Here is a 13,077-nt window from a genome sequence, read left to right as displayed (position 1 = left end):
CGGTACCGCTGGTCACCCGCAGCGATTCGGACACAGGCCGTGGACGGGCGGGCGCGGCGGTGCTGGGGTGAGCGCCACACACAGAGGGCCGCGCGGCACCGGCGGCCGAGCGCCACGAACAGAGCAGGCAGAGGGCAGGGGGGTCCCAGGTGGGTGGTTCCGGACTGGTCGTACAGGACGCGTCGGTCGGATACGGACCGGTACGCGCACTGCGCCAGGTGTCGCTCGAAGTACCGGAGGGCGCCGTCGTCGCCGTCCTCGGCGGCAACGGCGCGGGCAAGTCGACGCTCCTGCGCGCCATTTCACGCACCCTCGGTTTCCACCGGGGGGCGCTCACCACCGGCTCCATCCACTTCGGCGGACGGCGCATCGACGGACTGCACCCGGACCGGGTGGTCGGGGCCGGAGTCTCACAAGTACCGGAAGGAAGGCGGGTGTTCGCCCGGATGACCGTCGCAGACAACCTGCGGGCGGGCGCACTCGGCTCCGCGGGGAGCCGGGGCACGAAGGCCTCGGCCCTGAGCCGCGTCCATGAACTCTTCCCCGTGCTCGCCGAGCGCGCGGGCCAGCGGGCCGGGCTCCTGTCCGGCGGCGAGCAGCAGATGCTGGCGGTCGGCAGGGCGCTGATGGCCTCGCCGAAGCTGCTGCTCCTGGACGAACCGTCCCTGGGGCTCGCCCCGCTGATGGCGGCCCGCATCGCCGACACCATCCAGGAGATCAACGGCCAGGGCACCGCGGTCCTCCTCGTCGAGCAGAACGCCGCCCTCGCGCTGCGTCTCGCGTCGAGCGCGTACGTCCTGGACGTCGGCGAAGTGGCGCTCGCGGGGGCGGCGGACGAGCTTGCCGCCTCCGACGAGGTGCGCCGCCGCTACCTCGGCGTGGTCGACGAGACCGCCGCTGCCGACGCCTCACGCGGCGTCGACGCGCTGCCGGTCCTCGAACGATGGGCGGGCCGGCGATGAGCGAGGACCTCCCGGCAGTCGACGCGACGCCACGAGAAGACGACGTACCCGCCCTTGAGGTGCGGGACCTGACCGTCCGCTTCGCGGGCCTCACCGCCCTCGACGCCGTCAGTTTCACCGTCAGGCCCGGCACCGTGCACGCCGTCATCGGCCCTAACGGCGCGGGCAAGTCGACCTGCTTCAACGTCCTGTCCGGCGTGTACAGGGCCACCGGCGGCAGCGTCCGCCTCGGCGAGCACGAGCTGACGGCGATGCCTCCGCACCGCATCGCCGGCCTCGGCGTCGCCCGGATCTTCCAGAACCTCGCCCTGCCGCCCCGCGCCACGGTCGCCGACAGCCTGATGCTCGGCCGCCACCGCCTGACCCGCACGGGATTCGTCGCCGCCGGTCTCCGCCTGCCCTCGGCCGCGCGCGAGGAGCGCCGACATCGCGAGCGGGTCAGGGAGATAGCGGCGTTCGTGGGCATCGAACACCAGCTCCATGCCCCGGCGGGCTCGCTTCCGTACGGGCAGCAGAAACTCGCGGAACTGGCCCGCGCCCTGTGCATGGAGCCCCGGCTTCTCCTGCTCGACGAACCCGTCGCGGGCATGACCGGGGACGAGCGGCAGCGCACGGCGGCCGTCATCGCGGGGGCCCGCGACAGTCTCGGAATCTCGATCGTCCTGGTGGAACACGACATGGGGGTGGTGATGCGGCTCGCGGACGCGGTGACCGTACTGGACTTCGGCCGGTGCATAGCGGACGGCGCCCCGGCGGCCGTACAGAACGACCCGGCGGTCGTACGGGCCTACCTGGGAGAGGAGGCCGCGTCGTGACCACCTTCGTCGAGCTCATGCTCAACGGGCTCTCGATGGGCTCCGTCTACGCCCTCATCGCCCTCGGCTTCGTCGTCATCTTCCGGGCCACCGAGGTCGTGAACTTCGCGCACGCCTCGCTGCTCCTGGCGGGCGGCTACTTCATCGCGTCGCTCCACGACGACATCGGGTTCTGGCCCGCGGTCCTCGTCGGCATCGCGGGCGCCGCCGTCGTCGGCGCGGCCATCGAGTTCCTGGTCATGCGGCGCTACCGCGGCTCCGACCACAGCGTCCTCGCCATCGTCACCATCGGCGTCGACATCCTGCTCACCACCGAGCTCACCCGCCGCCTCGGCACCGACGTGCTCTCGCTCGGCGACCCCTGGGGCGACTCCGTGCTCACCGTCGGATCGGTCTCCATCGCCTATACGCGGATCGCCGCGTTCGTCGCCGCCGGGCTCCTCATCAGCGTCTTCCTGCTCGCCTTCCGCTACACCTCCTGGGGCGTGGCGATGCGGGCGGCGGCGGAGAGCCCGGAGACCGCAGCCCTGATGGGCGTGCGCCTCGGCAGGGTCTCGCTCGGCGCCTGGGCGGTCGCGGGAGGGCTCGCCGCCGTCGCGGCGCTCTTCCTCACCGTCTTCCCGACGCCGGGGCTCGAACGGGCCACCTCGCTGGCCGCGCTCAAGGCGTTCCCGGCCGCGATCCTCGGCGGCCTCGACTCCACCACGGGCGCGCTCGTGGGCGGGCTCATCGTCGGGGTCACCGAATCTCTCGCCACCGGCTACCAGAGTGAACTCACCTTCCTGGGAAGGGGCCTGGGCGACCTAGCGCCCTACCTGGTGATGACCGTCATCCTGCTCATCCGGCCCGCCGGACTCTTCGGCACGAAGGAGCTCACCCGTGTCTGAAGTCCTGGCCCGCGGGCGGGAGCTGCGCTCCCGCAACCGCACGAGGCTCACCCGCCCGCGCACGTACGTCTGGATCGCGGGAGTCGTGCTCCTGCTCGCCCTGCCCTTCTACCTCGACCGGTTCTGGCTCCAGGCGGGCCTGTTCGCCATGGCCGCCGCGATCGGCGCGATCGGCCTCAACCTCCTCACCGGCGCGACCGGCCAGCTCTCCATGGGGCACGCCTTCTTCCTGGCGATCGGAGCGTACGGATACTGCGTCTTCGCGGGGGACGGCGAGGGCGGTCTCACCGGCCTCGGGCTCCCCACCTGGATCGCGGCTGCCCTGGCGGTCGGCGTCGCGGGGATCGCGGGCGGGCTCTTCAGCCCCATCGCGGGACGCCTGCAAGGCGCCTACCTCGGCATCGCCACCCTCGCGCTGATCTTCATCGGGCAGCACGTGCTCTTCAACGCCCATGATCTGACCGGCGGCTCCAACGGACGCGACGTACCGCCGCTGAGCGTCTTCGGCATCACCTTCGACGACAGCGAGCTCGTCGTGGCCGCCGTGCCCTTCGGGGCCTCGGAGAAGCTCTGGTACGCCGGCCTCGTGCTGCTCTTCGGCTGCGGGCTCTTCGCCCGCGGCGTGCTGCGCGGGCGCCCTGGACGTGCCATGAACGCCATCCGCGACCACCGCATCGCCGCCGGCGTCATCGGGGTGCCCGTGGCCCGCTACCGCGCGGGCGTCTTCGTCCTGTCGTCGATGTACGCGGGCCTCGCCGGTGTCCTGCTCGCCCTCGTCTTCCAGCGCACCGTGCCGGACTACTTCGGCATCACGCTGTCCCTCGAATACCTCGCCATGATCGTCATCGGTGGGCTCGGCTCGGTGGCGGGCGCGGTGGCCGGCGCCGCCGTCGTCTCCCTGCTCCCGCAGCTCCTGACCAGGTACAGCGACGCGCTGCCCCTGGTCTCGGCCCCCGGTACCGGCGGAATCACTCCGGGCGAGGCATCCCGGTATCTGTACGGCGCCGCCGTCGTGGCGGTGGTGCTGTTCCTGCCCGGCGGTCTGGCCAGCATCGCCGCCCGGCGCTCCAGGCCGAAGTCCGGCCACACTCCAGGGGAGGAACAATGAGTTCACGCAAGTCGAAGAGGGTCACCGCGACGGCGACGGCGCTCGCCGCGCTGCTCGCGGTGGCGGGTTGCAGCTCGAAGACGGGGGACGGCGAGGGCGACAAGGAGGACGCGGGCGGGATCAAGACCGGCGTCGGCGTCTCCGCCAAGACGATCGATCTCGGTGTGCTCACCGACATGACCGGCGTCTACGCGACCCTCGGCAAGAGCGTCACCCAGGCCCAGCAGCTCTACGTCAAGCAGATCAACGCCGACGGCGGCATCTGCGGCCGCAAGCTGAAGCTGACCGTCCGCGACCACGGCTACGACCCGCAGAAGGCGGTCGCCGCGTACACCGAGCTTGAGCCGGAGGTCCTCGGCTTCGCCCAGTTCATCGGCTCCCCGTTCGTCGCGGCGGTCAAGCAGCGGGTCGACACCAACAAGGGCCTCGTGCTGCCGCAGGCCTGGTCGTCCAATCTGCTCGGCAGCTCGTACGTGCGGGTCATCGGCTCGACGTACGACCTGGAGACGATCAACGCGATCGACTTCCTGATGAAGGAGAAGGGCCTCAAGAAGGGCGACAAGCTCGGCCACGTCTACTTCGAGGGCGACTACGGCGAAAGCGCCCTGAAGGGCTCGCAGTACATGGCGAAGAAGTCGGGCCTCACCGTCGTGGAGCAGAAGATCAAGGCGACCGACAACGACATGACGGCGCAGGTCGCGGCCCTGAAGAAGGCCGGGGTGAAGGGCGTCGTGATCAGCGCGGGCCCGCGCCAGGCGGCCTCGCTGGTGGGTGTCGCGGCAGCCGGCAAGTTCGACGTCCCGATCATCGGCAACAACTCGGCGTTCTCGCCCCAGCTCCTGGGCACACAGGCGGGCCCGGCCCTCGCGAAGAACTACTACGTGGCCTCGCCGACCCTGCCGATCGGCGCGGACACCGAGGCCGCTAAGAAGCTGGTCGCCGACTACAAGAAGGCCTACCCCGAGGACTCCCTGGACAACGGCGTGACGGCCGGCTGGACCGCGGCGTCCGTCTTCGGCGAGGCCCTGAAGAGGGCGTGCGAGAGCAAGGACCTCACCCGCGCGGGCGTCGACAAGGCGCTTTTGACCATCGACGCCTACGACAATGGCTTCGGCGTCCCCCAGAACTTCACCGACCCCAAGGCGCCCTCCTCGAAGGAGAGCGTGATCCTGCGCCCCGACAAGGGCGTGACGGGCGGCATGAAGGTCGTCGAGAAGCCGTTCACGGCGACGGCGGCCGAGGGGTACACGGCGGGAGGCTGAGCGTCTGAGCCCGTCCGCCGTCCGGGGATGAGCCCGTAGGGCGATGGACGGTACGCAAAAGGGGGCCCGAACCAATTCGGTTCGGGCCCCCTTCGCGATCGTACGAGCGCCGCTACGGCAGCTGCGCCGCCCGTGCCTCGCGCCGGTTGCCCCGGAAGTTGTTCACGCGGCGGGCCGTGGCGAAGAGCGGGATGACCGCGCCGAGCACCAGCTGCAGCGCGCAGCCGGTCTGCAGCAGGAGCTGGCCGCCCGGAGCCTCGAAGGCCCAGGCCGCGAGCAGCCCCATGGCCGCGACGATCCACGCGAGCATCGCCACCGCCAGCGGACCCCGCGGCTTGGGGTACTCGACCCGGCTCACCATGAGCCATGCCGTGCCGATGATCGCAAGGAGCGTCGCCACGAAGGGCAGCTCCAGGAGCACGATCGAGACGACCGTGAGCGCGCCGAAGGGCGAGGGCATGCCCTGGAAGGTGCCGTCCTTCACGGTCACGCAGCTGAACCGCGCAAGCCGCAGCACCACCGCCAGCAGCACCACGATCGCCCCCACCGCGGCGACTCTCTGGTGCGCGTCGTCGGCGACCATGCCGTACACGAGCACGAAGTACGCGGGGGCCAGACCGAAGCTGATCAGGTCCGACAGGTTGTCGAGCTCGGCGCCCATCGGCGAGGACCGCAGCTTGCGCGCCACGAGCCCGTCGAAGAGGTCGAAGACGGCCGCGCAGAGCATCAGGATCACGGCCGTCGCGGCGGAGTGCCGCGCCATGCCGCTTTCGTTGCTGCCCTGGAGGTGCGGGATGAGGATGCCGGTGGTGGTGAAGTACACCGCCATGAACCCGCACGTGGCGTTACCGAGCGTGAGGGTGTCCGCTATCGAGAGGCGGAGTGAGAGAGGCATCTCCTCGTCGGCCTCGTCCTCGGCCGCCTCGGGCACCCAGCCCGCCTGTGTCTCAGGATCAACCACGGTCAATGCGAGTCACCCCAGCCACGGTCTTCTGACCGACCTCGACATCCACGTCGACACCCTCCGGGAGGTAGATGTCCACGCGCGAGCCGAAGCGGATCAGGCCGATCCGTTCGCCTTGCTCCACCTTCGTGCCCTGCGGCACGTAAGGAACGATGCGTCGCGCGACGGCGCCCGCGATCTGGATCATCTCGATGTCACCGAGCTCGGTGTCGAAGTGCCAGACAACGCGCTCGTTGTTCTCGCTCTCCTTGTTGAACGCCGGGACGAACCCGCCGGGGATGTGCTCCACGGACGTCACCGTGCCCGCGAGGGGGGCACGGTTGACGTGGACGTTCAGCGGGCTCATGAAGATCGCGACGCGGGTGCGCCCGTCCTTCCACGGCATGATGCTCTGCACCACACCGTCGGCCGGCGAGATGACCCGGCCCTGTGCGATGTCGCGCTCGGGGTCGCGGAAAAACCACAGCATGCCCGCCGCCAGAGCGGTGGCGGGTACAGCTACGGCCGCGGCGCCCTTGGAGCGACGCGCGCGGACGAGGCTGAGTGCCGCGGTGGCGACAGTCGGCAGGAGCCACGGCGATGCTCCGCGCGCAAGGCGTACGCCAGCGAGGCTGTCGCGTGGTGCAGAGGTTTGGCTGTGGGGCATGGATGACCTTCGTAGCGGATGATGCCGCGCATGAACGGGGGACGGCGGCTTTTTCCGGATGGTATCGGTTGCGAGCCACAACTGGGCAAGCCAGGAAGCGGAGTCGACGGCCGAAGAGTGCTGACAGGGTGTGACCTTCTTCTCGAAGAAACCGCCTCAAAGCAGACATTCAGCCCTGGAGTCGATACTCTTCGAGCAGTCGGCGCCCGATGATCATCTTCTGGATCTCGGCGGTACCTTCGCCGATCAACAGCATCGGAGCCTCACGGTACAGGCGCTCGATCTCGTACTCCTTCGAGAAGCCGTAACCGCCATGAATCCGGAACGCGTCCTCTACGACTTCTTTGCAGTATTCGGAGGCGAGGTACTTCGCCATCCCTGCTTCGAGGTCGTTTCGTTCCCCGGAGTCCTTTTTGCGTGCTGCATTCACCATCATCGCATGCGCGGCCTCGACCTTGGTAGCCATCTCGGCCAGCTTGAACTGGATGGCCTGGTGCTGGGCGATCGCCTTGCCGAAAGTGTGACGTTGCTGGGCATACGAGACACCGAGCTCAAATGCACGCTGAGCGACACCGCAGCCACGCGCCGCGACATTCACGCGACCGACTTCGACGCCGTCCATCATTTGGTAAAAACCACGGCCGGTGGCCCCGCCGAGCACACGATTGGCCGGAATTCGTAGCCCGCTCATGACGAGTTCCGTCGTGTCGACGCCCTTGTAACCCATCTTGTCGATCTTGCCGGGAATGGTGAGGCCAGGCCGGACCTCTCCGAAACCGGGCTCCTTCTCCACGAGGAAGGTCGTCATCGACTTGTGGGGCGCCGTGCCCTCCGGGTGTCCTTCGTCACTCCGGCACAGGACGGCGACCAGCGTGGACGTGCCGCCGTTCGTGAGCCACATCTTCTGACCGTCGAGGACGTACTCGTCGCCGTCCCTGACGCCCTTGGACGTGATCGCCGACACGTCGGAGCCGAGCCCCGGCTCCGACATGGAGAACGCCCCGCGTACCTCGCCGGCCGCCATGCGCGGCAGGAACGTGTCCTTCTGCTCCTGCGTCCCGTGCTGCTTGAGCATGTAGGCCACGATGAAGTGGGTGTTGATGATGCCGGAGACCGACATCCAGCCACGCGCTATCTCCTCCACGCACAGGGCGTACGTGAGCAGCGACTCGCCCAGACCGCCGTACTCCTCCGGGATCATGAGCCCGAAGAGGCCCAACTCCTTGAGACCGTCCACGATCTGCTGCGGATACTCGTCACGGTGCTCCAGCTCCGTGGCGACCGGGATGATCTCCTTGTCGACGAAGTCCCGGACCGTGGCCAGGATCTCCTGCTGGATGTCGGTGAGACCTGCGGTCTGCGCGAGTCGGCTCATGGCTACTTCTCCTGGCTCTTCTTGGGGTCGAGCAGCTCCGGGCGGCCGGGCTGCTCGCCGCCGCGCTCCTTGATGTACGTCTCGGTGGGGACCATCACCTTGCGGCGGAACACGCAGACCAGCGTGGAGTCCTGCTTGTAGCCCTTGGTCTCCACGTAGACGATCCCGCGGTCCGACTTGGACTTCGACGGAGTCTTGTCCAGGACCGTGGTCTCGCCGTAGATCGTGTCGCCGTGGAACGTCGGCGCCACGTGCTTGAGCGACTCGACCTCCAGGTTGGCGATCGCCTTGCCCGAGACGTCCGGCACGGACATGCCCAGAAGCAGCGAGTAGATGTAGTTGCCCACGACGACGTTCTTCCCGAAGTCGGTCGTCTTCTCCGCATAGTTGCTGTCCATGTGGAGGGGGTGGTGGTTCATCGTCAGCAGGCAGAAGAGGTGGTCGTCGTACTCGGTGACCGTCTTTCCGGGCCAGTGCTTGTAGACGTCCCCGACGGTGAACTCTTCGTAGGTGCGGCCGAACTGCATGTCAGGCCTCCGGGATCTCGAACTTGGAGGTACGGGTCATGCCCGCGGCGCGCCCCTTGCCGGAGATGACGAGCGCCATCTTGCGGCTCGCCTCGTCGATCATCTCGTCGCCGAGCATCGCCGAGCCCTTCTTGCCGCCCGCCTCGGAGGTGCAGTAGTCGTAGGCGTCGAGGATCAGCTCGGCGTGGTCGAAGTCCTCCTGGGAGGGTGAGAAGACCTCGTTGGCGGCCTCGACCTGGCCGGGGTGCAGGACCCACTTGCCGTCGAAGCCGAGCGCGGCGGCACGGTTGGCGACCTCGCGGTAGCCGTCCACGTTCTTGATCTGGAGGTAGGGGCCGTCGATCGCCTGGAGGTTGTTGGCACGGGCGGCCATCAGGATCTTCATCAGGATGAAGTGGTAGGCGTCCGCCGGGTAGCCGGGCGGCTGCTCGCCGACGACCAGGGACTTCATGTTGATGGATGCCATGAAGTCGGCCGGGCCGAAGATGATCGTCTCGACGCGCGGCGACGCCTGCGCGATCGCGTTGACGTTGTTCAGGCCCTGCGCGTTCTCGATCTGCGCCTCGATGCCGATCTTGCCGACCTCGAAGCCCATCGTCTTCTCGATCTGGGTCAGCAGGAAGTCGAGCGCGACCACCTGGTCGGCGCTCTGCACCTTCGGCAGCATGATGCAGTCGAGGTTCTGGCCCGCGCCCTCGACGACCGTGACGACGTCGCGGTACGTCCACTCGGTCGTCCAGTCGTTGACGCGCACCACCCGCGTCTTGCCCGTCCAGTCGCCCTCGTTGAGGAACTTGACGATGGTATGCCGGGCCTCCGGCTTGGCGAGCGGCGCGCAGGCGTCCTCCAGGTCGAGGAAGACCTGGTCGGCGGGGAGGCCCTGGGCCTTCTCCAGGAAGCGCGGGTTCGAACCCGGTACCGCCAGACACGAACGGCGGGGGCGCAGGCGGTTGACAGGCGCGGTCATGCGGGGACCTCCAGTGGGTCGAGCTTGTTCGCTTTCCGGATCTCGTCGACGATACGGCCGATGATCTCGGTGATACCGAAGTCCTTGGGGGTGAAAACGGCGGCGACACCCGCCGCCTTCAGGTCCTCGGCGTCGCTGTTGGGGATGATGCCGCCCGCGATGACGGGGATGTCGGGCGCGCCCGCGTCGCGCAGGCGCACAAGCACGTCCGGCACGAGCTGCGCGTGCGAGCCGGAGAGGATCGACAGGCCCACGGCGTGCACGTCCTCGGCGAGCGCCGCGTCGACGATCTGCTCGGGGGTGAGCCTGATGCCCTGGTAGACCACCTCGAAGCCGGCGTCACGCGCACGCACCGCGATCTGCTCGGCCCCGTTGGAGTGCCCGTCCAGGCCCGGCTTGCCGACCAGGAAGCGCAGCTTGCCGGTGCCGAGGTCGGCGGCCGTCTTGGCGACCTTGTCCCGGACCAGGGCCAGCGGCGTGCCCGCCTCCGCCGGGACGGCCACCGGAGCGCTGGAGACGCCCGTGGGCGCCCGGAACTCCCCGAAGACCTCCCGCAGGGCCCCGGCCCACTCGCCGGTCGTCACACCGGCGCGTGCGCACTCCAGGGTGGCTTCCATGAGGTTGCCGGTGCCCGCGGCGACCTCCTTGAGCTTCTCCAGGGCCTTGCAGGGCCGCGGGTGGTTGAAGGGCGGCTGGTAGCGGGTGTCGCGCCAGGCCTCCAGGGCCTTCACGACGCGGCTCTCGACGGCCGGGTCGACCGTCATGATCGCGGTGTCCAGGTCCGCGGTGAGCGGGTTCGGCTCGGTCGACTCGTAGGCGTTGACGCCGACGATCTTCTCGGCGCCCGACTCGATGCGCCCCCTGCGCTCGGCGTGCGAGGAGACCAGCTGCGACTTCAGGTAGCCGGACTCGACGGCGGCCATCGCGCCGCCCATCTGCTCGATGCGGTCGATCTCGGCGAGCGACTCCTCGACGAGGGAGTCCACCTTGGCCTCGATGACGTGCGAGCCCGCGAAGATGTCCTCGTACTCGAGCAGGTCGCTCTCCAGGGCGAGCACCTGCTGGATGCGCAGCGACCACTGCTGGTCCCACGGCCGGGGAAGACCCAGGGCCTCGTTCCAGGCGGGCAGCTGCACGGCACGCGCGCGTGCGTCCTTGGAGAGCGTGACGGCCAGCATCTCCAGGACGATGCGCTGGACGTTGTTCTCGGGCTGCGCCTCGGTCAGGCCGAGGGAGTTGACCTGCACGCCGTAGCGGAAGCGGCGCTGCTTGGGGTCGGTGATGCCGTACCGCTCCCGCGTGATGCGGTCCCAGATCCGGCCGAACGCCCGCATCTTGCACATCTCCTCGATGAAGCGGACGCCCGCGTTCACGAAGAAGGAGATGCGGGCGACGACGTCACCGAACTTCTCCGGGGGCACCTGCCCGGAGTCGCGCACGGCGTCGAGGACGGCGACGGCGGTGGACATCGCGTAGGCGATCTCCTGCACCGGAGTGGCCCCGGCCTCCTGCAGGTGGTAGCTGCAGATGTTGATGGGGTTCCACTTGGGGATGTTCGCCACCGTGTACGTGATCATGTCGGTGGTGAGGCGGAGGGAGGGCCCCGGCGGGAAGACGTGCGTCCCGCGCGAGAGGTACTCCTTGACGATGTCGTTCTGCGTCGTCCCCTGGAGCCGCGTGATGTCCACGCCCTGCTCCTCCGCGACCACCTGATAGAGCGCCAGGAGCCACATGGCCGTGGCGTTGATCGTCATCGAGGTGTTCATCTGGTCCAGGGGGATGTCCTGGAACAGCCGCCGCATGTCGCCGACGTGCGAGACGGGGACGCCGACCCGGCCGACCTCACCGCGGGCGAGGATGTGGTCCGGGTCGTAGCCCGTCTGCGTGGGCAGGTCGAACGCGACCGAGAGGCCCGTCTGACCCTTGGCGAGGTTGCGACGGTACAGCTCGTTGGACGCCTCGGCCGTGGAGTGACCGGCATAGGTCCGCATGAGCCACGGCCGGTCCTTCTGACGCTCTGTCATGTGCGAACCCTCAGCCCTCAGACGTTGCGGAAGCGGTTGATGGCGTCGATGTGCTGCGCGCGCTTCTCGTGATCGCGCACGCCCAGACCCTCCCGGGGCGCGAGCGCGAGGACGCCGACCTTGCCCTGGTGGAGGTTGCGGTGCACGTCGTAGGCGGCCTGGCCGGTCTCTTCGAGGGAGTAGACGCGGGAGAGCGTGGGGTGGATCTTGCCCTTGGCGATCAGCCGGTTGGCCTCCCAGGCCTCGCGGTAGTTCGCGAAGTGCGAGCCGATGATCCTCTTCAGGGACATCCACAGGTAGCGGTTGTCGTACTCGTGGTTGTAGCCCGAGGTCGAGGCGCAGGTGACGATGGTGCCGCCCTTGCGGGTGACGTAGACCGAGGCGCCGAAGGTCTCGCGGCCCGGGTGCTCGAAGACGATGTCCACGTCCTCGCCGCCGGTGAGCTCGCGGATGCGCTTGCCGAACCGCTTCCACTCGCGGGGGTCCTGCTCGTGCTCGTTCTTCCAGAACTTGTAGCCCTCGGCGTTGCGGTCGATGACCGCCTCGGCGCCCATGGCCTCGCAGATGGCGGCCTTCTCCGGGCTGGAGACGACACAGATGGGGTTGGCGCCGCCGGCCAGGGCGAACTGGGTGGCGTACGAGCCGAGCCCGCCGCTCGCTCCCCAGATCAGCACGTTGTCACCCTGCTTCATCCCGGCGCCGTTGCGCGAGACGAGCTGGCGGTAGGCGGTGGAGTTCACCAGGCCGGGCGAAGCCGCCTCCTCCCAGCTCAGGTGGTCCGGCTTGGGCATGAGCTGGTTGGACTTGACCAGGGCGATCTCGGCGAGGCCGCCGAAGTTGGTCTCGAAGCCCCAGATGCGCTGCTCGGGGTCGAGCATCGTGTCGTTGTGGCCGTCGGAGGACTCCAGCTCGACGCTCAGGCAGTGCGCGACGACCTCGTCGCCGGGGTTCCAGGCGTTCACGCCGGGCCCGGTGCGCAGCACGACGCCCGCCAGGTCGGAGCCGATGATGTGGTACGGCAGGTCGTGGCGCTTGGTGAGCTCGCTGAGGCGGCCGTAGCGCTCCAGGAAGCTGAAGGTCGACACCGGCTCGAAGATCGAGGTCCACACGGAGTTGTAGTTGACCGAGGAGGCCATCACGGCCACCAGGGCCTCGCCCGGGCCGAGTTCGGGGACCGGCACGTCGTCCAGGTGGATCGACTTGCGGGGGTCCTTGTCGCGGGTCTCGAGCCCGGCGAACATCTCCGTCTCGTCCTTGTGCACGGTGATCGCGCGGTACGAGTCGGGCAGGGGGAGTGCGGCGAAGTCGGCGGACGTGGTGTCCGGCGACTGGATCGCGTCCAGGATTTCCTTCACGGTGATGCCTCCGGCGAAGTTCGTGCCCCCTTTGAGGGGAACACGCTCTTGAGGGTTACGTCGGGTGCTGCTGGTGCTTGTGAGGGTGTGCCGTCGGTTCGGCGGAAGGGTGTAGCTCGGCAGCGCTTGGTGTGGCGCGGGAGGTTGCCTGTGACGCAGGCGTCCGGGCGCACGAGCCGTGGCTT

The 13,077-nt window shown here is 68.8% G+C and carries 12 protein-coding genes; 5 read left to right on the top strand and 7 right to left on the bottom strand.

Annotated features, from left to right (window positions below):
* The first annotated feature begins 149 nt into the window (after positions 1-149).
* The 5 genes from IE226_RS10950 to IE226_RS10930 are packed head-to-tail and all read left to right on the top strand — an operon-like array spanning position 150 to position 5,034.
* Positions 150-962, top strand: a complete 813-nt coding sequence (locus tag IE226_RS10950; protein WP_190080880.1) for an ABC transporter ATP-binding protein — start codon at positions 150-152, stop codon at positions 960-962.
* On the top strand, positions 959-1,777 hold the full coding sequence (locus IE226_RS10945; RefSeq protein ID WP_190080879.1) for an ABC transporter ATP-binding protein: 819 nt from the start codon (positions 959-961) through the stop codon (positions 1,775-1,777). Before IE226_RS10950 ends, IE226_RS10945 begins: the two co-directional genes overlap by 4 nt.
* Positions 1,774-2,664: a branched-chain amino acid ABC transporter permease gene (locus tag IE226_RS10940; RefSeq protein ID WP_190080878.1), complete on the top strand. Its 891-nt coding sequence runs from the start codon at positions 1,774-1,776 to the stop codon at positions 2,662-2,664. Before IE226_RS10945 ends, IE226_RS10940 begins: the two co-directional genes overlap by 4 nt.
* Positions 2,657-3,772: a branched-chain amino acid ABC transporter permease gene (locus tag IE226_RS10935; RefSeq protein WP_373306921.1), complete on the top strand. Its 1,116-nt coding sequence runs from the start codon at positions 2,657-2,659 to the stop codon at positions 3,770-3,772. Before IE226_RS10940 ends, IE226_RS10935 begins: the two co-directional genes overlap by 8 nt.
* Positions 3,769-5,034, top strand: coding sequence for an ABC transporter substrate-binding protein (locus IE226_RS10930; protein WP_190080877.1), 1,266 nt, complete (start codon positions 3,769-3,771; stop codon positions 5,032-5,034). Before IE226_RS10935 ends, IE226_RS10930 begins: the two co-directional genes overlap by 4 nt.
* Positions 5,035-5,146: 112 nt before the next feature.
* On the opposite strand, the gene pssA is transcribed toward IE226_RS10930, so the two are convergent.
* The 7 genes from pssA to ccrA all read right to left on the bottom strand — a co-directional run bounded on the left by pssA (position 5,147) and on the right by ccrA (position 12,892).
* The gene (pssA, locus tag IE226_RS10925) at positions 5,147-6,001 is read right to left on the bottom strand and encodes a CDP-diacylglycerol--serine O-phosphatidyltransferase (RefSeq protein ID WP_190080876.1); all 855 of its coding nucleotides are present in this window, start codon (positions 5,999-6,001) and stop codon (positions 5,147-5,149) included.
* Complete coding sequence (locus tag IE226_RS10920; protein ID WP_160508247.1) at positions 5,988-6,644, bottom strand: phosphatidylserine decarboxylase; 657 nt, start codon at positions 6,642-6,644, stop codon at positions 5,988-5,990. Before IE226_RS10920 ends, pssA begins: the two co-directional genes overlap by 14 nt.
* A gap of 169 nt (positions 6,645-6,813) precedes the next feature.
* Entirely contained in the window at positions 6,814-8,019 is a 1,206-nt protein-coding gene (locus IE226_RS10915) for an acyl-CoA dehydrogenase family protein (RefSeq protein ID WP_190080875.1), read from the bottom strand.
* Between the two features lie 2 nt (positions 8,020-8,021).
* On the bottom strand, positions 8,022-8,546 hold the full coding sequence (locus IE226_RS10910; protein ID WP_190080874.1) for a MaoC family dehydratase: 525 nt from the start codon (positions 8,544-8,546) through the stop codon (positions 8,022-8,024).
* 1 nt (position 8,547) lies between these two features.
* Positions 8,548-9,513: an HpcH/HpaI aldolase/citrate lyase family protein gene (locus tag IE226_RS10905; RefSeq protein ID WP_190080873.1), complete on the bottom strand. Its 966-nt coding sequence runs from the start codon at positions 9,511-9,513 to the stop codon at positions 8,548-8,550.
* Positions 9,510-11,537, bottom strand: a complete 2,028-nt coding sequence (locus IE226_RS10900) for an ethylmalonyl-CoA mutase (RefSeq protein WP_190080872.1) — start codon at positions 11,535-11,537, stop codon at positions 9,510-9,512. Before IE226_RS10900 ends, IE226_RS10905 begins: the two co-directional genes overlap by 4 nt.
* A gap of 17 nt (positions 11,538-11,554) precedes the next feature.
* Positions 11,555-12,892 carry a crotonyl-CoA carboxylase/reductase gene (gene ccrA, locus IE226_RS10895; RefSeq protein WP_190080871.1) on the bottom strand — a complete coding sequence of 446 codons (1,338 nt, stop codon included), beginning with the start codon at positions 12,890-12,892 and terminating at the stop codon, positions 11,555-11,557.
* Between the last annotated feature and the right edge of the window lie 185 nt (positions 12,893-13,077).

This window comes from Streptomyces longisporoflavus (assembly GCF_014649775.1).
GTDB lineage: Bacteria > Actinomycetota > Actinomycetes > Streptomycetales > Streptomycetaceae > Streptomyces > Streptomyces longisporoflavus.
The sequence above is the reverse complement of the archived record's forward strand: the minus strand, read 5'-3'. Positions and strand labels throughout refer to the sequence as shown.